Genomic DNA, 19863 nt, shown 5'->3' on the forward strand with positions numbered 1-19863 from the left:
CCACTCCATGAGCCGCATTATAGCGCGGAGCATCGGGTTTTCCCAAAACCGGTTCCCAGTCTTGGGTCCGATGCTCTAGTCTTGCTCGTCCACGCGGCTTCGGCGTGTGCCGGCTATGCGTGCCACGAGGTCGGCAAGCTCGGTCGGCTGGAAAGCGCCGGCCCCGATCCCCCCGGCAAGTTCCTCGCTGCCCAAGGGCAGAACCGCGCTTCCAAAACCCAGCTTTTCGGCTTCCTTGAGGCGCTGTTGCGCATGCGCAACCGGCCTCACGGCGCCCGAAAGGCTGATTTCGCCGAAATAGACGCAATCGGCGGGAAGGGCAAGACCGGTGAGCGAGGAAACCAGGGCCGCCGCCACCGCCAGGTCGGCCGCGGGCTCCGAAATGCGATAGCCCCCGGCGACGTTGAGATAGACATCGTGGCTGCCGAAGCGCACGCCGCAATGGGCTTCCAGAACCGCCAGGATCATCGACAGCCGGGCGCCGTCCCAGCCGACGACGGCGCGGCGCGGCGTGCCGAGCGAGGAGGGGGCGACCAGCGCCTGGATCTCGACCAGCACAGGCCTTGTGCCCTCCATGCCGGCGAAAACCGCGGCGCCCGGTGATTTCGCATGGCGTTCGCCGAGAAAAAGCTCGGACGGGTTGGCGACCTCTCGCAAGCCCTTGTCCGACATTTCGAAGACGCCGATCTCGTCGGTCGGCCCAAAACGGTTCTTCACCGTGCGCAGGATGCGGAAATGGTGGCCGCCTTCGCCCTCGAAGTAGAGCACGGCGTCGACCATATGCTCGACGACGCGCGGCCCGGCGATCTGGCCCTCCTTGGTGACATGGCCGACCAGGACGATCGCCGCACCCGTGGATTTCGCATAGCGGATCATCGCCTGGGCGGCGGCTCGCACCTGGGTGACGGTGCCTGGGGCCGAATCGGCAAGGTCTGTCCACAGCGTCTGGATCGAATCGAGGATCACCAGGTCCGGCCGCCTGCCGTCGGCGATGGTTGCTAGGATGTCCTCGACATTGGTCTCGGCGGCAAGTTCCACCGGCGTGGCGGCAACACCGAGCCGCTGCGCCCGCAACCTGATCTGCGCGACGGCCTCTTCGCCTGAGACGTAGACGACGCGGTGGCCTTTTGACGCGAGTGCAGCCGCGGCCTGGGTCAAAAGCGTCGACTTGCCGATGCCGGGATCGCCGCCGACCAGCAGCGCCGAGCCGCGCACGAAGCCGCCGCCGGTGGCGCGATCGAGTTCGCCGATGCCTGAAATGATGCGCGGCGCGTCCTCGATGTCGCCCGACAGCGTTGTCAGCACCACCGCGCGACCCTTGCGGGCGTTGCGCGTGTTGGCCGGCCCTGAGCCGATGCCGCCGGACGTGCCTTCCTCGACCAGCGTGTTCCACTCGCCGCAGGCATCGCATTTGCCGGCCCAGCGCTGATGCACCGATCCGCAATTCTGGCAGATGAACTGAACCCTCGATTTGGCCATCAGTTGGATGCTGCCTGGAAATAATCGGGAGTTGGCGATCCTGCCCACACCCCTCTGTCCTGCCGGACATCTCCCCCGCAAGGGGGGAGATTGGATGTCATCACCGTCTTCGCCAATCGCCCAGGTTGAAGAGAGGGCGCCGCAAATGAAACTGCCAATCTCCCCCCTTGCGGGGGAGATGCCCGGCAGGGCAGAGGGGGGTGTGACGGAATGCGAGGGTAGATCAAAAACTCACTCGAATCTTTCAGGCAAATGATGCTCTTCGGCGAGGTCGGAGAAGCGGGTGAATTCGCCCTGGAAGGCAAGGCTGACGGTGCCGGTCGGTCCATGGCGCTGCTTGGCGATGATCACTTCGGCCTTGCCCTGGACCTCGACCATCTTTGTTTCCCAGGCGAGGTGCTCGGGCGTGCCTTTCTCGGGCTCCTTGTTTTTGATGTAATATTCCTCGCGGTACACAAACAGCACCACGTCGGCGTCCTGCTCGATCGAACCCGATTCGCGCAAGTCCGACAGCTGAGGATGCTTGTCGTCGCGGCTTTCGACCTGACGCGAGAGCTGTGAGAGCGCGATGATCGGCACGCCAAGCTCCTTGCCGAGCGCCTTCAGTCCGGTGGTGATCTCGGTGATTTCCTGGACGCGGTTCTGCGACGCCTTGGCGGACGAACCCTGCATGAGCTGGATATAGTCGATGACCATCAGATCCAGCCCGCGCTGGCGCTTGAGGCGGCGGGCGCGCGCCGCAAGCTGGGCAATCGAAATACCGCCCGTCTGGTCGATGTAGAGCGGGCGCTTGTGGTTCTCCTGCGTGTAGGCGACAAGCTTGCCGAAATCGGCTTCCGTCAGGTCGCCGCGCCTGATTTTCGATGATGGGATCTCGGTCTGCTCGGAAATGATGCGGGTGGCCAATTGCTCCGACGACATTTCGAGCGAGAAGAAGCCGACGACGCCGCCATTGGCCGCCTTGACGGAGCCGTCCGCCTGCTGGGCGGGCTCATAGGCGGCAGCGATGTTGTAGGCGATGTTGGTTGCCAGCGACGTCTTGCCCATGCCCGGACGGCCGGCGATAATGATCAGATCCGACGGCTGCAGGCCGCCCATGCGGTGGTCGAGATCGCGCAGGCCGGTGGCAATGCCCGACAGGTGACCGTCGCGCATATAGGCGGCACTGGCCATGTCCACGGCGTTCTTCAACGCATCGGAAAAACTCTCGAAACCGCCATCGTAGCGGCCGTTTTCGGCCAGTTCGAACAGCCGCCGCTCGGCATCCTCGATCTGTTCGGTGGGCGCCATGTCGACCGGCGCGTCATAGGCAATGTTGACCATGTCCTCGCCGACGGTGATCAGCGCGCGACGCGTCGCAAGGTCATAGATGGCGCGGCCATAGTCGGTTGCGTTGACGACGGTGACGGCTTCCACCGCCAGCCGCACGACATATTGCGCCATCGTCATGTCGCCGACCTTCTCGTCGGCCGGCAGGAAGGTTTTCAGCGTGATCGGCGTCGCAACCTTGCCCATGCGGATGAACTCGGACGCCACCTCATAGATCTTGCGGTGCAGCGGTTCGTAGAAATGGCCGGCCTTCAGGAAGTCCGAGACACGGTAGAAAGCGTCGTTGTTGACCAGGATGGCGCCGAGCAGCGCCTGCTCGGCCTCGATGTTGTTTGGCGCTTCACGATAAAGCGGTGTTTCCGCGACGCCGAATTTTCGCGCTGCCTCTGCCATGATATCCCCGATTTCGATCCCGGCTCTTCGATACCAGAATGACAAAAGTCAGTGCTGACTTATCTGCAACAGTGCCGATGCCAACCAACATCAATGTTCGCTTGTTCACAGGAACAACAAATCGTCCACAGGACAGAATTCCCGTCCCCCGATTTCAGTTGACTCGGCAGAAGAACAAATTACACGAAAAACAAGAACGAAGCAAGAACAATTGTGCCGGTCAAATTTCCAGAACGTCGCCCCAGCCCGACCGCCGCGCAACCTTGAACGTCTCGCCGTCGCGCTTGGTGAACAGCCTTTCGCCGGCACTGCCATTGCTCTCGCAAAGTTTCAGCAACACCTTGCCGGAACCCGATTTGGGCGGCGCAAGAACCCGTGCCTGGCGCGAAGTGGGCGCGTCTCGCGAAGCGGCGACGTAGATGAACTTCTCGTCTTCCCACGGCACGTCGCCATCCTTGGCCAGCCGATGCAGGCGCGAGCGGGCGACGCGGCGGGAAAAATGACACCAGTCGGGTGGGGCGAGCGGGCAGGGCGCCTGATGCGGGCAGGGCGCAAGCACATGCGCGCCCACCTCGATCAGTTGCCGGCGCACGGCAAGGATGCGCTGCCATCCGGCCGGCGTGCCCGGCTCGACGACCATCAGCGTATCGCTGGTGAGTTGCCACAGCCGACCGATAAGCTTTGGCAGAGACGCAGGGACAATTTCATCGAGCACATACGCGCAAGTGACCAGATCGGCCGGCTCGATGTCGACAAGGTCGATGGTGGCGTCGCCGGCCAGCCATCTGGTTCGAGCGGCAATCGCGCCGGCGGCAAGCGTTTCGCCGACCTTGCGCGCCGCGGCGCTGGCTTCGAACAGTACCGCCTGTTCGAGATCGGGCCACAGGTCGCTCGTGGCCCAAAGCACCGTACCAGGGCCGGCGCCGACATCGAGCAGGCTCTTGGGTTGAAGGCCGGGCCTGGCGTCGCCGAGCGCATCGAGGCTGGCGCGGACGGCGGCGTAGGTCGCCGGCAGCCGCGTCGCCAGGTAGGCTTGCACGGCCAGGTTCTCAGCCATATGCAGCCGACCATCTCGCAGTTCGGCGCGGTACCGGTCGGACAGCGTTTTTGCCGCCTGCTTGAGTGTCGCCAGCGGAACGTTCTCGAGCAGGCGCTCGACACCCTGGCGAAGTGGGGCTGGTAACTCCATGCTCAGGCTCCGCGTGGCGCGACGAGGATCACCGAGGCGCCGACAATGCAGAGCGCAGCTCCAGCGAGGTCCCAGCGGTCGGGGCGCACGCCCTCCGCCAGCCACAGCCAGCCAAGCGACGCCGCAATGTAGATGCCGCCATAGGCGGCGTAGGCGCGGCCGGCGGCATTGGCATCGACCAGCGCCAGCAGGAAGCCGAATAGAGCGAGCGAGGCGAGACCGGGGAGCAGCCACAGCGGCGACTTCTCCAGCCGCCACCACGCCCAGAACGAAAAGCAGCCTGCGATCTCGGCCAGGGCAGCAGCGACATAGAGGACATAGGTCATGAAAAAGGTCCGTTGGCGATCACGGGACCTTTTTCAGTGCAGGCGTCGGCAATGGCAAGCGGCAATACTATTTCTGATGCATGTCGCTTAAAAGTGGGTCCGGCTTCGGGAGGACGACTTGCATAAAACAAAGACCTAAAGCGTCTCGCATGCGTCCATTCAAAACGAGGCGCGCTTCAGTCCGCAACCTTGCGGCGGCGAGCGGGCTTGGCAGCCGGGCTCTTCTTAGAGGGATCCGTTTCACGGTGCCCCATATCGCGCATCTCAAGCGCCTTCTCGCATTTGGCCATGTACTCGCGCGTCGTCGGCAAGGTGTCGTTCTTCTTGGCGATCTGGATCTGGAAGATCACCAGATCCTGCCAGCGGAAAGCGGCTTCCGAGGCGGCCAGGTAGAACTCCCACATGCGGCAGAAGCGCTCGTCGTAGATCGCTTTGGCCTTGTCGCGGTTGGCGGCGAAGCGCTCGCCCCAGTGCTTCAGCGTGTCGGCATAGTGCAGCCGCAGGATTTCGATGTCGGTGACGACCAGCCCCGACTTCTCGATCGCCGGCATGACTTCGGAGAGCGCAGGGACATAGCCGCCCGGGAAGATGTATTTGCGGACGAAGGCGGTGGTCGCCCACGGCACGCCGGAGCGGCCGATCGTGTGCAACAGCATGACGCCATCCGGCTTGAGCAGCGTCGCCGACTTGTCGAAGAAGGTGCGGTAATGGTTGACGCCGACATGCTCGAACATGCCGACCGAAACGATGCGGTCGAAACGCTCGTTGAGCTCGCGGTAGTCCTTCAGCTCGAAATGCACGCGGCTTTCCAACCCTTGCGCGTGCGCTCGGTCGGTGGCGACGCCATGCTGTTCGGTCGACAGCGTCACGCCTTGCACGTCGACGTCGAACGCCTTGGCGAGATAGAGGCTGAGCCCGCCCCAGCCGGACCCGATGTCGAGGACCGTCTGGCCGGCCTTCAGCCTGAGCTTGGCGGCGATGTGGCGTTTCTTGGCAGCCTGCGCTTCGTCGAGCGTCATGTCCGGCTGCTCGAAATAGGCGCAGGAATACTGCATGTCCTCGTCGAGGAAGAGCCGGTAAAGGTCGCCCGACAGGTCGTAATGGCGCTGCACGTTACGGCGCGAGCGCGAGGCGGTGTTGATCTGCTGCAGGCGGCGGAAGGCATGGCGCAGGCCTTCGATGGCTTTCGACCATGTGGCGTCGATGCCGCCGCTGCCCATGTTCTGGAAGGCGATGCGCATCACACCCAGCACGCCGCCTTCGAGAATGTCGAGCTCGCCGTCCATGTAGGCTTCGGGCACCGCCAGCATCGGATCGAAAGTGATGGCCCGCTCGGCATGCGCGGTCTTGATGTGCATGTGCACCGGCTCGCCGCTGCCGTCGCCGAACACCACCGCAGCGCCCTTGGGGCCGGTTACCTTGAGATTGCCGGTGCGCACCAAGCGGTCGAGAACGCGCTTCAGCAGAATATTCATGACCAAATGTCCCCTCAGACAGGCTGTCTCGGCCCACGACCCCGAAAATCGAAATCGACTTTCGGGAAAGGGATCGTGCGCCAAACCAAAGTTTCACAGCGTCCTTTGCGCGGCCAAAGGACGCGCGACGCCGTAGTCTGCATCAATATATAGGGGTTCGAAAAGTTCCATTTGGCACAAAAATGCCCGGGCGAGAGACCCGGGCATTGGTCCAGTATGGCTGAGGCCAACTGGGAAGCTAAAGTGCGGCACGCCCGGAAGGGCGCACAGGCAACTCAAGTCGTCAGGCGTTGTCTTCGCCGCCTTCGAACTCGGTGTTCGGATCGAAGAAGTTTTCCGGCCGCGCATTGTCGTTGATGTCGTCGCCATAGATGGCTTCGGCGGTGGTCAGCGTCTCGCCCTTGGCCTGGCGTTCGGCTTCGTCGGCCGTGCGGGCGATGTTGAGCGTGATCGTGACCTCGACTTCCGGATGCAGCGCGATCGCCACATTGGTGAGGCCGATGGTCTTGATCGGCTGGTTGAGCAGGATCTGGTTGCGGTTGACCGTGAAACCTTCCGCCGTCAGCAGATCCGCGATGTCACGGGTCGACACCGAGCCGTAGAGCTGGCCGGTTTCGCCAGCCGAACGCACGGCGATGAAGCTCTTGCCGTCGAGCTTTTCGGCGACCTGGCTGGCTTCCGACTTGCGCTCGAGGTTGCGGGCTTCGAGTTGGGCGCGCTGGCCTTCGAACTTCTTCTTGTTGGCTTCGTTGGCGCGCAGCGCCTTGCCCTGCGGCAGCAGGAAGTTACGGGCAAAGCCGTCCTTGACCTTGACGGTATCGCCCATCTGGCCGAGGCGGGAAACGCGTTCGAGAAGAATGACTTCCATGGTTTTGTTCCTTCAGTTGGGCGGCAATCATGCGATCGACGCCGAATTGTCTTGGGAACAGGTCAGGAAGCTTGGGGCGCGCCTTGGCGCCGGTGTCGCTGTCCTGCCTGTTCAGGCAGTTAGAGGTTTGACCTCAACTCGGGATTTGAATGCGATCCCCGCGGCGCCCGTCGCCGAGGTTAAAAAAGCGGGCGGCAAGCCGCCCGCTCGAAAGTCTTAGCGAACCACGTAGGGCAGCAGGCCGAGGAAGCGGGCGCGCTTGATCGCCTTGGCGAGTTCGCGCTGCTTCTTCTGGCTGACGGCGGTGATGCGCGACGGCACGATCTTGCCGCGCTCGGAAATGTAGCGCTGCAGCAGACGCACGTCCTTGTAGTCGATCTTCGGGGCGTTGGCGCCGGAGAACGGGCAGGTCTTGCGGCGGCGATGGAACGGGCGCCGGGTCGGGATCTGGTTGATGTCGACCATTATTCTGCACCCCCTTCAAAGCCTTCGCGCGGACGGCGCGGACCACGATCGGCACCGGCGTCGCCGAACGAGCGCGGCGGACGATCGCCACGGTCGCCGCGATCACGGTCGCCGAATGAGCGCGGACCACGATCGCCACGGTCACGGTCGCCGAAGCCGCCGCGTTCCGAGCGCTCTTCGCGCTTCTGCATCATGGCCGACGGGCCTTCCTCATGCGCTTCGACCTTGATGGTCAGGAAACGCAGCACGTCTTCGGACAGGCCCATCTGGCGCTCCATCTCGTTGAGCGCGGCCGGCGGGCAGTTCAGGTCCATCAGCGTGTAGTAAGCCTTCCGGTTCTTGTTGACCCGGTAGGTGAGGGACTTCAGTCCCCAGTTCTCGACCCGGCCGACGGACCCGCCATTTGCGGAGATGACGCCCTTGTACTGTTCGACAAGCGCATCGACCTGCTGCTGCGAGAGGTCCTGCCGGGCAAGAAACACATGTTCGTAAAGAGCCATAGTGTATCAGTGCCTTTCTTCGTTTCTCTTCCGGTTCCCGGCGGCAAAAGCCTCTGCAACTTCTCTGACCCGCTGTTCCCGGTAAAAGGGGGCGGGGAAGAAAGGAGCATGACGAGACGGTCGAGAGCGGAGACACGGGAGGCGGAAGCACTTCTGTCTTCACACGAAGGTTTTCGAAAAAACCTCCGGCCCTCCGTTCAGCCCCCAGCTGGGACCGGCAGATTGGGGGCGTCTATACAGCAATCCGCCCACAACGCAAGCGCAAGCGGCATTCCCTTGTGTCGCAGGGGCGGAAAAATCAAGCAGCAACAATGGCAAGGCTTCGTGGTTTCCGGCAACCGGGCCTTAACCACAATGTCAGGTTGTGTGGAGTTGAGATCCTGCCGTCAACGCTCGATCCATCAAAGAAGGCGAAGAAGCCAGGCCAATCCGCGCACAAAAGCGGCAAGCATTTCCGGGGGGTAAGGATGCTTCTTAACAAGTTCTGGCGCTCGACGAGCGGCAATTTTTCGCTTGTGCTGGGGCTGGGGTTGCCGGCCATCCTCACGGCTGTCGCCTTCGCAACCGATGTCTCCACCCTGATGCGGGCCAAGAGCAACCTGCAGAATGCCCTCGATGCGGCAAACCTTGCCTCTTCGCATCTGGGCGATCTCGATATCACCCGCAATGACGCCTTTGACCGCTATTTCCAGGCCAACATCGCCGGCCATGGCGAACTCGGCAATGCGAAGGCGACGTTGACGGTCGACAAAGGCGTCAATTTCGTCAAGACGAAGGCGGTTGCCTCAGCCGACGTCACTCTCAACTTTGCCTTCCTGTTCGGCAAGGAAAAGCACATCGAGGTCGATGCCTCCGCCGTCGAATCGAACAACCAGCTCGAAGTCGTGCTGGTGCTGGACAACACCGGCTCCATGGCCGGCGCGCGCATGACGGCGTTGAGGACGGCGACCAAATCATTGCTCGACACGCTCGAGGCGACAAAATCGCCGACGCGCCAGATTCGCGCCTCGCTGGTTCCGTTCGTCACGGCCGTCAACGTCGATGGCGATGAATTCGACCCGTCCTGGATCGATATGGACGGCAAGTCCTCCACCAACGGCGTCAATTTCCCGGTCATCGACGGCAAGCGTCCCAATCATATGGCGCTCTTCAAGCAGCTCAAGCAGACTGGATGGACCGAGCCCGGATGGAACAACACCGGATGGAAGGGCTGTGTCGAGGCGCGGCCGGGCGCCTACAACATTTCCGATACCCCACCCGACCCGGACGAGCCCGACACGCTGTTTGTTCCGTATTTTGCGCCGGACGATCCCGAAGTTGCCCAGAAGCCGTCTGCCTCCTATGGCAATTCGGACAAATACTACAACAATTCCTACCTCGACGACGTCAGCGACAAGACGAAGCTCGCCAAGCAGAAGGGCAACCTTCTCGGCATCGATCTCAGCGATCTGCTCGGCGATTTGTTGACGCCCGGTACGAGCGCCAAGGAAAAGGTCGCCAAATATGTTGCGCCCGCCAAGGAGTTCATCACCGAGACGGGCACCCCAGTCACCGTTGGCCCGAACCGCGCTTGTCCCACACCCGTTGTCCCGCTGACCGACGATTTCGATAAGCTGCGCAAGGCAGCAAGCCAGATGACCGAGTGGAACGGTTCAGGCACCAATGTCTCCGAGGGCCTGTCGTGGGGAATGCGGGTGCTGTCGCCCGCCGCGCCCTACACGGATGGAGCGGCGTGGAAGACGCCCGGCGTCAGCAAGATCGTGCTGTTGCTCACCGACGGAGAGAACGTCGTCTATGGCGCCAGCGAACAGCCGACGAAGTCCGACTACACATCCTATGGCTATCTCGCAGGTGGCCGTTTCGGATCGGACAGCCAGGCGACCGCAGCGCGCAATGTCGACGGCTGGACCAAAAGCGTTTGCACGCAGTTGAAGAACGAGGGCGTGCAAATCTACACCATGGTGCTGCAATCCGACACCGCCGCCAACCGCTCGCTTTACAGCGCGTGCGCCTCGGATCCGAGCGGCTACTATGCCGTCAACGATCCGACCAAACTGCCGGACGTCTTCCAGCAGATCGCCAACAAGTTCTCGAAGCTGCAATTGACGGATTGAACGTGTGAAGGGTCGCCAGGCTCGATCCTCACGGGATCGTTTGGCTCAACTCGTATGGGCGACAATTTTGTCGACCGTTTCGGGGAAGAAGTCCGGCGCCGCGAGGCGTTTGCCGAACATCATGTCGTACTGCAGCAGGCGGAAATCGCGGATCGTCGGATCGATTTCCTTCTGCCGTGCCCAATCTGGCGTGGCTTCGCCCGTCGGCGTCAGCAACAAATTGCGGTCGACGACGCGGTAGCGTTCGCGCATCTCACCCAGGAAGCCGGTGTAGTAGGGGTGGGTGATGCCGGCGGTGGTGAGGATATGATAGGGCAGGAACGCCGGGCTCACCGCGCCCAGGTTCTCGACCGGACCGGAGTGGTTCGACCAGATGATCAGCGGCGTCTGGTGATGTTCAAGTGCGGCTTGCGGCGTCGGTTCCTTGCGCGGCGCGACATTGTCTTTCAGGAACCCGGTTTCGACATAGACCGGCCCCAGCGGCGGCAGATGGTCGCCGAAGAAGGCGATCACGGTGGGACGGGAGCGTTTCTTCGCCCATTCGACAAGGCGTTCAAGGCCACGATCGGCGTCGGCTGACCCCTCGGCGTAGCTAAGCAGCGATTCGCGTGCCCATCGGCTGATCGGGGCCTGCACCGTATGGGTCGGATTGTAATAGCGGTTCGGCTCGTAGGGGCCGTGGTTTTGCAGGCTGACCGCAAAGAAGAACACCGGCTCATCGCTGGCGTCGGCCTCGCTGATGATCTCGTCGGTCATCGCCGCGTCGGACGCCAGCGGCCCGCGCTTTTGCAAGGGCGGCAGCGTCTCTTCTGATTTGAAATCGTTGAAGCCGAAATCAGCGTAGACCGCGCCACGGTTCCAGAACCAGTTGGTGCCGGGATGGATGGCGCGCGCCCGGTAGCCCTGGCTCTTGAGGAAGGTTGCGAGCGAAGGCGTCGGCGTGCGCACATACTGCTGATAGGGGATGCTGCCGGCCGGCAGGAAGGCATTGGAAAAGCCGGTCAGCGCCTCGAACTCGATGTTGGCGGTCATGCCGCCGAATTCGGGCGAGAACATCGAGCCCGAGCGCAACGCGCGCACGTTGGGGATCGGGTCGGGCGTGATGGTGACGCCGGGTAGCTTGGTCGGATCCCAGAAGGATTCGCTCATGACGATAATGATGTCGGGCTTCTCCGCCGGCATCGAGGCGGTCACATCGGTCCTGTCGATCGCCGCGATTGCCTTGTCTGAATAGCCTGGCGGTGCCGAGACATGGGCCATCGGCACGTTGAGGGCAAAGGCCAGGGCAAAGCCGTTGGACGCATAGTTTTCCTTCTGGTCCCACATGATCGGGATGATCTGCAGCCGGTCCCTGGTCCAGGAGAAGGTGGCGTAGTCCATGATCGAAACGAAGAAGGCGAGCAGCGGAACCGCCAGCGTCAGCCGGGCAAGGCGGCCCTTGCGGCTGAGCGCCGGAACCTTGCGCCGCCATAGCCGCCAACCATAGACGAGCAGAGACAGGCCGGCGACGATGCCGACCACCATCGTGAGCGCGGTCATCGGCCGGTCGCGCACCAGGAGCGGCAACAGCGCGAAGATCTGGCGCGCGTAGAGGAAATCGGTGGGATAGAGCGGGTCGCCGAGATAATGCGACTTCTGGTGGCCGACGAAGGCAAGGGAAAGGGTCAGCGGCGCGACGATCATCAGGCTCTGGTGGCTGCGGCCAAGCACGGCATCGAGGCCGATCAGGATCAGCGCGAACACGACGATGGTAGTCCAGCCCGGCTTGAGCGGCTGCAGGAAGAAGGCGACCGTGCCGGCAAAGTCGCCGCGGACAATCAATTCGATCGCAAACACCATGACGGCCGCGATCGCCAGGCTGACCAGCCCATAGCGCACGACCGGCCATGTCCTGCCCGGCAGATAGCCGGTGGACGGGTCGTCTTCCAGGAACTGTGGCGCGGCTTTGCCGACGCGTTTAGAACTCTTTGCCACTTTAACTTCCCCACCCAGCGACAAACTCGTCACTCGATTGTCATATAATTGTCACGCAAAGCTAGCGCCTGTGGCGGAAATAAGAAGAGCCAGCAAACGATTCGTGAGCAGTTTTCATCAGGAGTGATCGCCAAAAAGCCTTTCGGAACAGGCACTCGGCCGGCGATGGTGCCGCCGGCCAGGGTCGAACTGGGCTTGACTTGGCGGCCTGCCTTGCGTCACAGGCAAGAAAAACCCGACTATCGGGCAAGCAAAACCAGCCCTTGGGAGCCCTCATATGGCCGTTGCACTCACCTTTCCTGGACAAGGCAGCCAGGCTGTCGGCATGGGTAAGGATCTCGCCGATGCCTTTCCCGAGGCGCGCAGGGTCTTCCAGGAGGTGGACGACGCGCTTGGCGAAAACCTGTCGAAGCTGATCTGGGAAGGGCCGGAGGAGGCATTGACGCTGACCGCCAATGCCCAACCGGCGCTGATGGCGGTCTCGCTGGCCGCGATCAGGGCGCTGGAATCGCGCGGCTTCTCGCTGAAGGACAAGGTCGCCTATGTCGCCGGCCATTCGCTGGGCGAATATTCGGCGCTCGCGGCCGCCGGCTTCGTTTCGGTTGCCGATGCCGCCAGGCTACTTCGCATCCGGGGCAATGCCATGCAGGCGGCGGTGCCGGCCGGCGAGGGCGCCATGGCGGCTATCATCGGGTTGGAACAGGCGGATGTAGAAGCCGCCTGCGCCGAGGCTGCCCAAGGGGCTGGCTCTGTCTGCCAGGTGGCGAACGACAATGGTGGCGGCCAGCTGGTCATTTCAGGCACAAAGGGCGCAGTGGAGCTGGCGGCGAAACTCTGCACGGAAAAGGGCGCCAAGCGGGCGCTGATGTTGCAGGTTTCGGCGCCTTTCCATTCTGCGCTGATGACGCCGGCGGCCGACATCATGCGCGAGGCTCTGGCCAGCGTGGCGAAGACCGCCCCGGTGGTTCCCATCGTCTCCAACGTCACCGTCACCCCGACCAGTGATCCGGACGAGATCGCGCGGCGTCTGGTCGATCAGGTAATTGCCCGCGTGCGCTGGCGCGAGACAGTGGAATGGTTCGGCGCAAACGGCATCGCCACGCTTTACGAGATCGGCGCCGGAAAGGTGCTTTCAGGCTTGGCGCGGCGCATCAACCGCGACATCGCCACCGCGTCGGTGGGCTCCGCGGCTGATGTCGAGGCGGTGCTGGCGACGCTTGCTTAATCTAGTGCCATTTGGCCCTGCCCGTGCAAAGGGTGTTCCCCTCTCAATCAGGAGACAAAAATGTTCGAATTGACTGGCCGCAAGGCACTCGTCACCGGCGCATCGGGAGGCATTGGCGAGGCGATCGCCAGGGTGCTGCATGCGCAAGGCGCCATCGTCGGCCTGCATGGCACGCGCGTCGAGAAACTGGAGACGCTGGCCGCGGAGCTTGGCGATCGGGTCAAGCTATTCCCGGCCAACCTGTCGAACCGTGACGAGGTCAAGGCGCTCGGCCAGAAGGCGGAGGCCGATCTCGAAGGCGTCGACATCCTGGTCAATAATGCCGGCATCACCAAGGACGGGCTGTTCGTGCGCATGTCGGACGCCGACTGGGATACCGTGCTCGAGGTCAACCTGACCGCTGTCTTCAGGCTGACCCGCGAGCTCACCCATCCAATGATGCGCCGCCGTCACGGTCGTATCATCAACATCACCTCGGTTGTCGGTGTCACCGGCAATCCCGGCCAGGCCAACTACTGCGCCTCCAAGGCCGGCATGATCGGCTTTTCCAAATCGCTGGCGCAGGAGATCGCCACCCGCAACATCACCGTCAACTGCGTCGCCCCGGGCTTCATCGAATCGGCGATGACCGACAAGCTCAACGACAAGCAGAAGGAGGCGATCATGGCGGCGATCCCGACGCGCCGCATGGGCACCGGCGCTGAAGTCGCATCCGCCGTTGCCTATCTCGCCTCCAACGAAGCCGCCTACGTCACCGGCCAGACCATCCATGTGAATGGCGGCATGGCGATGATCTGAACGAGGTCCGGCGGCGTTATTGCCGGCTTGTGAAAAGAGACCATTTCGGCTTGGACCGCAGCTATTTTTCGTGTAATGCGGCCCGCAACCCGGCGGTTCGGGCAAAAACCGGTCCGTAGCCGTTGCGTTTCCGGCAGGACCATCTTTCAGCTTGATTAGCGGCATTCTGCCCGCTAACGAAGACAGACAAACAAAAGACGAGGATGCCCCAAATGAGTGACACCGCAGAGCGCGTCAAAAAGATCGTCATCGAGCACCTTGGTGTCGATGCCGACAAAGTGACGGAGCAGGCGAGCTTCATCGATGATCTGGGCGCCGACAGCCTCGACACGGTCGAACTCGTCATGGCGTTCGAAGAAGAATTCGGCGTCGAGATCCCCGACGATGCGGCCGAGACCATCCTGACCGTCGGCGACGCGGTGAAGTATATCGACAAGGCATCCGCCTGACGCTTTCCGCAGTCATCACCGGGGAGGACCTGCGATGAGGCGTGTCGTCGTCACGGGCCTTGGGTTGTTGTCGCCATTCGGCATGGGCTTCGAGCACAGCTGGAAGGAACTACTGACCGGCCGCAGTGCAGCCAAGCGCATCACCGAGTTTGAGGTGGAGGATCTTGCCTGCAAGATCGCCCACGTCATTCCGCGTGGCGATGGCAGCAATGCCACCTTCAATCCCGAGGCCGTGCTCGAGCCGAAGGAATTGCGCAAGATCGGCGACTTCATCCTGTACGGGATTGCCGCCGCCGACGAGGCGCTGAAGGATTCCGGCTGGGAGCCAAAAACCCATGCCGAGCAGTGCGCCACCGGCGTGCTGATCGGCTCCGGCATAGGCGGCATCGAAGGCATCGCCGAGAACGCGATGATCCTCAAGGAACGCGGCCCGCGCCGCATCAGCCCGTTCTTCATCCCGGGCCAGATCATCAATCTCGTTTCCGGGCAGGTCTCGATCAGGCACGGGCTGAAAGGCCCGAACCACGCCGTCGTCACCGCGTGTTCGACCGGTGCGCACGCTATTGGCGACGCTGCCCGGCTGATCATGTGGGGCGATGCCGACGTGATGGTCGCCGGTGGCGCCGAAGCGCCGGTGACGCGGCTGTCGATCGCCGGCTTCGCCGCGTGCCGGGCGCTGTCGACCGATCGCAACGATGCGCCGCAAACGGCGTCGCGCCCCTATGACCGCGACCGCGACGGCTTCGTCATGGGCGAGGGCGCCGGCGTCGTCGTGCTTGAAGAGCTCGAACATGCCAAGGCGCGCGGCGCCAAGATTTACGCCGAGGTGACCGGCTACGGCCTCACCGGTGATGCCCATCACATCACAGCGCCTGCCGAAGACGGCGACGGCGCCTTCCGCTGCATGACGGCGGCGTTGAACCGGGCCAAGCTGACGCCCGCCGATGTCGACTACATCAACGCGCACGGCACCTCGACCATGGCCGATACGATCGAACTCGGCGCCGTCGAGCGGCTTGTCGGCAATGCCGCGTCTAAGATTTCGATGTCGTCCACCAAGTCGTCGATCGGCCATCTGCTGGGGGCGGCCGGTGCTGCCGAAGCGATCTTTTCGATCCTCGCCATTCGCGACAATGTCGCGCCGGCGACCATCAACCTCGACAACCCGGAGCGCGAGACCGCGATCGACCTGGTGCCCAACAAGCCGCGCGCTCGCCAGATCGACGTTGCACTGTCCAATTCCTTCGGCTTTGGCGGCACCAACGCTTCGCTTGTCTTCCAGCGCTATAATGGCTGATCGTCCAACTGCCCGGCGATGCTTCGGCATGCCGTCAATTTTGCCATATTCGCCCCTACTCTGCCGCAGGGGATTCGTTGAGCGATCAAACGGTAGGGCAAAATGAACACAAATCCGGCGGGCAACGGAGAATTCGGACAGCGTCCGGCATCGGGGCCGATCATGCCGAAGACGGCGAGCGAGGCCTTGCGGCCGGAGGCCGGCACACCGCCGCCGAAGCGCTCGCGTGCTTCGCGCAGCCAGGTCGTCGTGTTCATGAACTTCGTCATCTCCGTGGTGATGCTGATGGTTCTGGCGGCCGGCGCCGCGGTCTATTTCGGCAAGCAGGAATTCACCGAAGCTGGCCCCTCGGCCAATGGCGACACGTTCCTGGTCAAGCCGAATACCGGCGTCCAGGATATTGCCGACCAGCTCGAACGCCGCGGACTGATCAGCGACGCCCGGATCTTCCGCCTTGGCGTGCGCGCCTACGGCAATGATTCGGCGTTGAAGGCCGGCGAGTACGAGATCAAGCCCAAGGCTTCCATGCGCGACATCATGGAGCTTTTGAAGAGCGGCAAGTCGGTGATGTATTCGCTGACCGTTCCAGAAGGGTTGACGGTCGAGCAGGCGCTGCAGCGCATCGCCGATGAGCCGGCCTTGAGCGGCGGTATGCCGGCGACCACTCCTGCCGAAGGCAGCCTCGCCACCGACACGCTGCGCTTCACGCGCGGCGCGACACGCCAGCAGATGATCGACAAGCTGCTGGGAGATCAGAAGAAGCTGGTCGACGAAGTCTGGCAGCGGCGCGCGCCGGACCTGCCGCTGGCCAATGTCGAAGAGTTCGTTACGCTGGCCTCGATCGTCGAGAAGGAAACGGGCAAGGGTGACGAGCGCTCACGGGTTGCCGCGGTCTTCCTGAACCGGCTGGCCAAGGGCATGCGCCTGCAATCCGACCCAACCATCATCTACGGTCTGTTCGGCGGCAAGGGCAAGCCGGCGGACCGGCCGATCTACCAGTCGGACATCCAGAAGCAGACGCCCTACAACACCTATGTAATCAACGGCCTGCCACCGACGCCGATCGCCAATCCGGGTCGGGCGGCGCTGGAGGCGGTGGCCAATCCGTCGAAGACCGACGATCTTTACTTCGTCGCCGATGGTACCGGCGGGCATGTCTTTGCCGCGACGCTGGAAGAGCACAATGAGAACGTCGCCCGCTATCGCGCGTTGCAGAAGAAGCAGGCCGACGACGCCGCCAAAGGCGCCAACACCACCGGCGCCGGCGACAGCAATGCCGACAAGCCGGCCGACGGCAATGCCGACAAGCCGGCTGACAGCAATGCTGACAAGCCGGCTGACGCAGGCGACGACAGCGGCGGCGGCGATGCGGGCGCTGCCCAGTAGGACGAAGAAGGGCGTTGCCACAACGCGGCGCCCCTGACATTTGGAGCAGCGCGGCGCGTCCGATTTCGGCGTGCCTGCGGCGCAGTCATTTTTAAGCCGCACGTGCTCCCCTCCGGAAAACCGGTTTCGGAGCGATGTGCCAGGGACTTGTGGGCGATATGAATTTGCAGAGCATGACCGGTTTTGCGCGTGCCGTCGCCGAGCATGAAGGCACCGCGATCGCCTGGGAGGTCAAGTCCGTCAACGGCAAAAGCGTCGAGGTGAGGCTGCGATTGCCGCAAGGTTTCGAACGGCTGGAACCGGCTGTCAGGCAGACGCTTCAGAAGCGCTTTGCGCGGGGTAATTTCCAGGCGACGCTGACCATTGGCCGTGCCGCCGGCGCTCAGGCGCAGCCCGTCGTCAACGAAGTCTTTCTGAAGGACCTTGCGGGGCTCGCCAAGCGGTTGCAGGAGCAGTTCGGTGTCGCCCCCGCGACATCGGACGGATTGCTTTCGCTGCGCGGCGTGCTCGATATTCCCGAGACTGTCGAAACCGAAGAGGTGCGCGCCGCGCTCGACATCGCGATCACGGCTGCGCTCGAGGTGGCCCTCAAAGGGCTGGAACAGGCGCGACAGGGCGAAGGTGCTGCGCTGGCCCTGCTGCTGGCGGGCCATATCGACGCAATCGAGGCGCTGACGCTGCGGGCCGAGGCCGATCCGTCGCGCGAGACGGCGGCGATCCGCGAACGCCTGGCCGAGCAGGTCAGGCTGCTGATGGACGCGTCCGCCAATCTGGACGCCAGCCGGTTGCACATGGAGGCGGCTTTCCTGGCCACCAAAGCCGATATTCGCGAAGAGATCGACCGCCTGAAAACGCATGTCGCATCTGGTCGGGCACTGCTTGAGGGCGGCGGCGCGGTCGGCCGCAAGCTCGATTTTCTGGCACAGGAATTTAACCGCGAATCGAATACGCTGTGCTCGAAGTCGAACGCCGCTACGGTCACCGCGATCGGGCTGGAACTGAAGGCCGTGGTCGACCAGTTTCGTGAACAGATCCAGAATCTGGAGTAGCCGATGGTTGCCAAGGATTTAGGGTCCCGCATTCGCCGCCGGGGCCTGATGCTCGTCCTGTCGTCGCCATCCGGCGCCGGCAAGTCGACGATTGCGCGCAACCTTCTGGAAAGCGATTCCAGCCTCGAACTGTCGGTCTCGGTCACCACCAGACCGCGCCGCGGCAGCGAGATCGAGGGTGTTCACTACCATTTCCGGACAATGCGCGATTTCGAGCGGCTGCGCGATTCCGACGCCCTGCTGGAATGGGCCGAAGTGCACGGCAATTGCTACGCGACACCGCGCGAGCCGGCAGAACTGGCGCTGGCTGAAGGGCGCGACATGCTGTTCGACATCGACTGGCAAGGCGCACAGCAGCTCAAGGAGAAGATGCGTGCCGACATCGTCTCGATTTTCATCCTGCCGCCGTCGATGAAGGAATTGAAGGCGCGGCTGAAGCGTCGCGCTGAAGACCAGGAGGCGGTGATCGAGACGCGGCTGAAAAACGCCCGCAACGAGATCGAGCACTGGAAGGAATATGATTTCGTCATCGTCAATGACGACCTCGATCGCGCCTTCGCCGAAGTGCGCGGCATCGTCGTCGCCGAGCGGCTGAGACGCGATCGCCGGCCCGGCCTGTTCGATTTCGTCTCGGGACTGTTGGACGAGAAGACCGGCTGATGCTTCTTCCTTCCCCTGTGAACAGGGAGAAGAAAGCTATACCGTGTTGGTCAGGCGCACGAATTCCTCGACGCTGAGTGTTTCGGCGCGGCGTGTCGGATCGATGCCGGCGCGTTCGAGCAAGGCTTCGCCGCCGAGGCTTTTCACGCTCTGCCGCAGCATCTTGCGGCGTTGGCCGAAGGCGGCTTCGGTGACGCGGCCGAGTTTTTTCACGTCGGCGGGCAGGGGTGTCGCGCGCGGCTCCAGATGCACCACTGACGAGGTGACCTTGGGCGGCGGTGTGAACGCCTGGGGCGGCACGTCGAAGGCGATCCTGGCCTGTGTGCGCCAGCCGGCCAGCACGCCAAGCCTGCCATAGGCATCGCTGCCGGGAGTGGCGACGATGCGTTGGGCCACCTCGCGCTGGAACATCAGGGTCATCGATGCATAGAAGGGCGGCCATTCGCCGACCGTCAACCAGCGCACCAGCAGCTCCGTGCCGATATTGTAGGGCAGGTTGGCGATGATCTTGACCGGGCCGCCGGCTCCCCCATCGGCAAGGGCTGCGAAGTCCGTCTTCAGCGCATCGCCGGATACAATCTCCAGCCGGCCGGGATAATGATCCGATATTTCGGCGAGCGCCGCCAGGCAGCGTTCGTCGCGCTCGATGGCAATGACCTGGCGCGCCCCGTTGGCGAGCAATGCGCGGGTCAGCCCGCCGGGGCCGGGACCGACCTCGATCACGGTTGCATTGGACAAGTCGCCGGCGGTGCGGGCGATCTTGCCGGTGAGGTTGAGGTCGAACAGGAAATTCTGGCCGAGCGCCTTCTTTGCCTGCAGCCCATGACGCTCGATCACCTCGCGCAGCGGCGGCAGCCCATCGATGCTCATGCGCGCAGGCTCAGGCA

Annotated in this window: 19 protein-coding genes; 8 read left to right on the plus strand and 11 right to left on the minus strand. The window is 63.1% G+C overall.

The genetic code is table 11. From position 1 onward, the window contains the following. Positions 1–75: 75 nt before the first annotated feature. From radA to rpsF, 8 genes are all read right to left on the minus strand, one after another. The gene (gene radA, locus AC1DYW_RS12035) at positions 76–1479 is read right to left on the minus strand and encodes a DNA repair protein RadA (protein WP_457151112.1); all 1404 of its coding nucleotides are present in this window, start codon (positions 1477–1479) and stop codon (positions 76–78) included. 231 nt (positions 1480–1710) lie between these two features. Beyond that, on the minus strand, positions 1711–3201 hold the full coding sequence (locus AC1DYW_RS12040) for a replicative DNA helicase (RefSeq protein WP_095086422.1): 1491 nt from the start codon (positions 3199–3201) through the stop codon (positions 1711–1713). A 220-nt stretch (positions 3202–3421) separates the two neighbouring features. Beyond that, positions 3422–4390, minus strand: coding sequence for a small ribosomal subunit Rsm22 family protein (locus AC1DYW_RS12045; protein WP_477226276.1), 969 nt, complete (start codon positions 4388–4390; stop codon positions 3422–3424). A 2-nt stretch (positions 4391–4392) separates the two neighbouring features. Further along, positions 4393–4716 carry a YnfA family protein gene (locus AC1DYW_RS12050; protein WP_457151110.1) on the minus strand — a complete coding sequence of 108 codons (324 nt, stop codon included), beginning with the start codon at positions 4714–4716 and terminating at the stop codon, positions 4393–4395. 176 nt (positions 4717–4892) lie between these two features. After that, positions 4893–6191: a class I SAM-dependent methyltransferase gene (locus tag AC1DYW_RS12055; RefSeq protein WP_477226277.1), complete on the minus strand. Its 1299-nt coding sequence runs from the start codon at positions 6189–6191 to the stop codon at positions 4893–4895. A 283-nt stretch (positions 6192–6474) separates the two neighbouring features. Then, a complete protein-coding gene (gene rplI / locus AC1DYW_RS12060; protein WP_095086410.1) occupies positions 6475–7059 on the minus strand; it encodes a 50S ribosomal protein L9 in 585 nt (194 codons plus the stop codon). Positions 7060–7275: 216 nt separating this feature from the next. Continuing rightward, positions 7276–7524 (minus strand): 30S ribosomal protein S18, encoded by a 249-nt coding sequence (gene rpsR / locus AC1DYW_RS12065; RefSeq protein ID WP_006203718.1) that lies wholly within the window; start codon positions 7522–7524, stop codon positions 7276–7278. Further along, entirely contained in the window at positions 7524–8024 is a 501-nt protein-coding gene (gene rpsF, locus AC1DYW_RS12070; RefSeq protein WP_023761609.1) for a 30S ribosomal protein S6, read from the minus strand. Before rpsF ends, rpsR begins: the two co-directional genes overlap by 1 nt. A gap of 467 nt (positions 8025–8491) precedes the next feature. On the opposite strand from rpsF, the gene AC1DYW_RS12075 reads away from it, so the two are divergent. Further along, positions 8492–10138, plus strand: a complete 1647-nt coding sequence (locus tag AC1DYW_RS12075; protein ID WP_477226278.1) for a pilus assembly protein TadG-related protein — start codon at positions 8492–8494, stop codon at positions 10136–10138. A 45-nt stretch (positions 10139–10183) separates the two neighbouring features. Here AC1DYW_RS12075 and AC1DYW_RS12080 read toward each other — a convergent pair whose 3' ends face one another. Further along, on the minus strand, positions 10184–12136 hold the full coding sequence (locus AC1DYW_RS12080; protein ID WP_477226441.1) for an LTA synthase family protein: 1953 nt from the start codon (positions 12134–12136) through the stop codon (positions 10184–10186). Positions 12137–12389: 253 nt separating this feature from the next. Between AC1DYW_RS12080 and fabD the strand changes: the two genes are divergently transcribed. The 4 genes from fabD (at position 12390) to fabF (ending at position 15881) form a co-directional block, all read left to right on the plus strand. Further along, positions 12390–13337: an ACP S-malonyltransferase gene (fabD, locus tag AC1DYW_RS12085; protein WP_477226279.1), complete on the plus strand. Its 948-nt coding sequence runs from the start codon at positions 12390–12392 to the stop codon at positions 13335–13337. A gap of 60 nt (positions 13338–13397) precedes the next feature. Then, positions 13398–14135: a 3-oxoacyl-[acyl-carrier-protein] reductase gene (fabG, locus tag AC1DYW_RS12090; protein ID WP_095086399.1), complete on the plus strand. Its 738-nt coding sequence runs from the start codon at positions 13398–13400 to the stop codon at positions 14133–14135. Between the two features lie 212 nt (positions 14136–14347). Beyond that, positions 14348–14584 carry an acyl carrier protein gene (locus tag AC1DYW_RS12095; RefSeq protein WP_006203723.1) on the plus strand — a complete coding sequence of 79 codons (237 nt, stop codon included), beginning with the start codon at positions 14348–14350 and terminating at the stop codon, positions 14582–14584. Positions 14585–14618: 34 nt separating this feature from the next. Further along, positions 14619–15881, plus strand: coding sequence for a beta-ketoacyl-ACP synthase II (gene fabF, locus AC1DYW_RS12100; protein WP_095086397.1), 1263 nt, complete (start codon positions 14619–14621; stop codon positions 15879–15881). On the opposite strand, the gene AC1DYW_RS12105 is transcribed toward fabF, so the two are convergent. Further along, a complete protein-coding gene (locus tag AC1DYW_RS12105) occupies positions 15869–16138 on the minus strand; it encodes a hypothetical protein (protein ID WP_477226447.1) in 270 nt (89 codons plus the stop codon). The two genes, fabF and AC1DYW_RS12105, sit on opposite strands and share 13 nt — an antisense overlap. On the opposite strand from AC1DYW_RS12105, the gene mltG reads away from it, so the two are divergent. From mltG to gmk, 3 genes are all read left to right on the plus strand, one after another. Beyond that, complete coding sequence (gene mltG, locus AC1DYW_RS12110; RefSeq protein ID WP_457151716.1) at positions 16044–17267, plus strand: endolytic transglycosylase MltG; 1224 nt, start codon at positions 16044–16046, stop codon at positions 17265–17267. The two genes, AC1DYW_RS12105 and mltG, sit on opposite strands and share 95 nt — an antisense overlap. A gap of 158 nt (positions 17268–17425) precedes the next feature. Beyond that, on the plus strand, positions 17426–18316 hold the full coding sequence (locus AC1DYW_RS12115; protein WP_457151711.1) for a YicC/YloC family endoribonuclease: 891 nt from the start codon (positions 17426–17428) through the stop codon (positions 18314–18316). Between the two features lie 3 nt (positions 18317–18319). Next, positions 18320–18976, plus strand: a complete 657-nt coding sequence (gene gmk, locus AC1DYW_RS12120; protein ID WP_095086392.1) for a guanylate kinase — start codon at positions 18320–18322, stop codon at positions 18974–18976. Positions 18977–19012: 36 nt separating this feature from the next. Here gmk and rsmA read toward each other — a convergent pair whose 3' ends face one another. After that, positions 19013–19846: a 16S rRNA (adenine(1518)-N(6)/adenine(1519)-N(6))-dimethyltransferase RsmA gene (gene rsmA / locus AC1DYW_RS12125; protein WP_457151710.1), complete on the minus strand. Its 834-nt coding sequence runs from the start codon at positions 19844–19846 to the stop codon at positions 19013–19015. Positions 19847–19863: the final 17 nt, after the last annotated feature.

The sequence above is a fragment of the Mesorhizobium sp. P2_D5 genome (genome assembly GCF_056404355.1).

Coding starts and splice junctions, on each gene's coding strand:
- radA (WP_457151112.1), bottom strand. CDS start 1,479: ATGGCCAAATCGAGGGTTCAGTTCATCTGCCAGAATTGCGGATCGGTG.
- AC1DYW_RS12040 (WP_095086422.1), bottom strand. CDS start 3,201: ATGGCAGAGGCAGCGCGAAAATTCGGCGTCGCGGAAACACCGCTTTAT.
- AC1DYW_RS12045 (WP_477226276.1), bottom strand. CDS start 4,390: ATGGAGTTACCAGCCCCACTTCGCCAGGGTGTCGAGCGCCTGCTCGAG.
- AC1DYW_RS12050 (WP_457151110.1), bottom strand. CDS start 4,716: ATGACCTATGTCCTCTATGTCGCTGCTGCCCTGGCCGAGATCGCAGGC.
- AC1DYW_RS12055 (WP_477226277.1), bottom strand. CDS start 6,191: ATGAATATTCTGCTGAAGCGCGTTCTCGACCGCTTGGTGCGCACCGGC.
- rplI (WP_095086410.1), bottom strand. CDS start 7,059: ATGGAAGTCATTCTTCTCGAACGCGTTTCCCGCCTCGGCCAGATGGGC.
- rpsR (WP_006203718.1), bottom strand. CDS start 7,524: ATGGTCGACATCAACCAGATCCCGACCCGGCGCCCGTTCCATCGCCGC.
- rpsF (WP_023761609.1), bottom strand. CDS start 8,024: ATGGCTCTTTACGAACATGTGTTTCTTGCCCGGCAGGACCTCTCGCAG.
- AC1DYW_RS12075 (WP_477226278.1), top strand. CDS start 8,492: ATGCTTCTTAACAAGTTCTGGCGCTCGACGAGCGGCAATTTTTCGCTT.
- fabD (WP_477226279.1), top strand. CDS start 12,390: ATGGCCGTTGCACTCACCTTTCCTGGACAAGGCAGCCAGGCTGTCGGC.
- fabG (WP_095086399.1), top strand. CDS start 13,398: ATGTTCGAATTGACTGGCCGCAAGGCACTCGTCACCGGCGCATCGGGA.
- AC1DYW_RS12095 (WP_006203723.1), top strand. CDS start 14,348: ATGAGTGACACCGCAGAGCGCGTCAAAAAGATCGTCATCGAGCACCTT.
- fabF (WP_095086397.1), top strand. CDS start 14,619: ATGAGGCGTGTCGTCGTCACGGGCCTTGGGTTGTTGTCGCCATTCGGC.
- mltG (WP_457151716.1), top strand. CDS start 16,044: ATGCCGAAGACGGCGAGCGAGGCCTTGCGGCCGGAGGCCGGCACACCG.
- AC1DYW_RS12105 (WP_477226447.1), bottom strand. CDS start 16,138: ATGAACACGACGACCTGGCTGCGCGAAGCACGCGAGCGCTTCGGCGGC.
- AC1DYW_RS12115 (WP_457151711.1), top strand. CDS start 17,426: ATGAATTTGCAGAGCATGACCGGTTTTGCGCGTGCCGTCGCCGAGCAT.
- gmk (WP_095086392.1), top strand. CDS start 18,320: ATGGTTGCCAAGGATTTAGGGTCCCGCATTCGCCGCCGGGGCCTGATG.
- rsmA (WP_457151710.1), bottom strand. CDS start 19,846: ATGAGCATCGATGGGCTGCCGCCGCTGCGCGAGGTGATCGAGCGTCAT.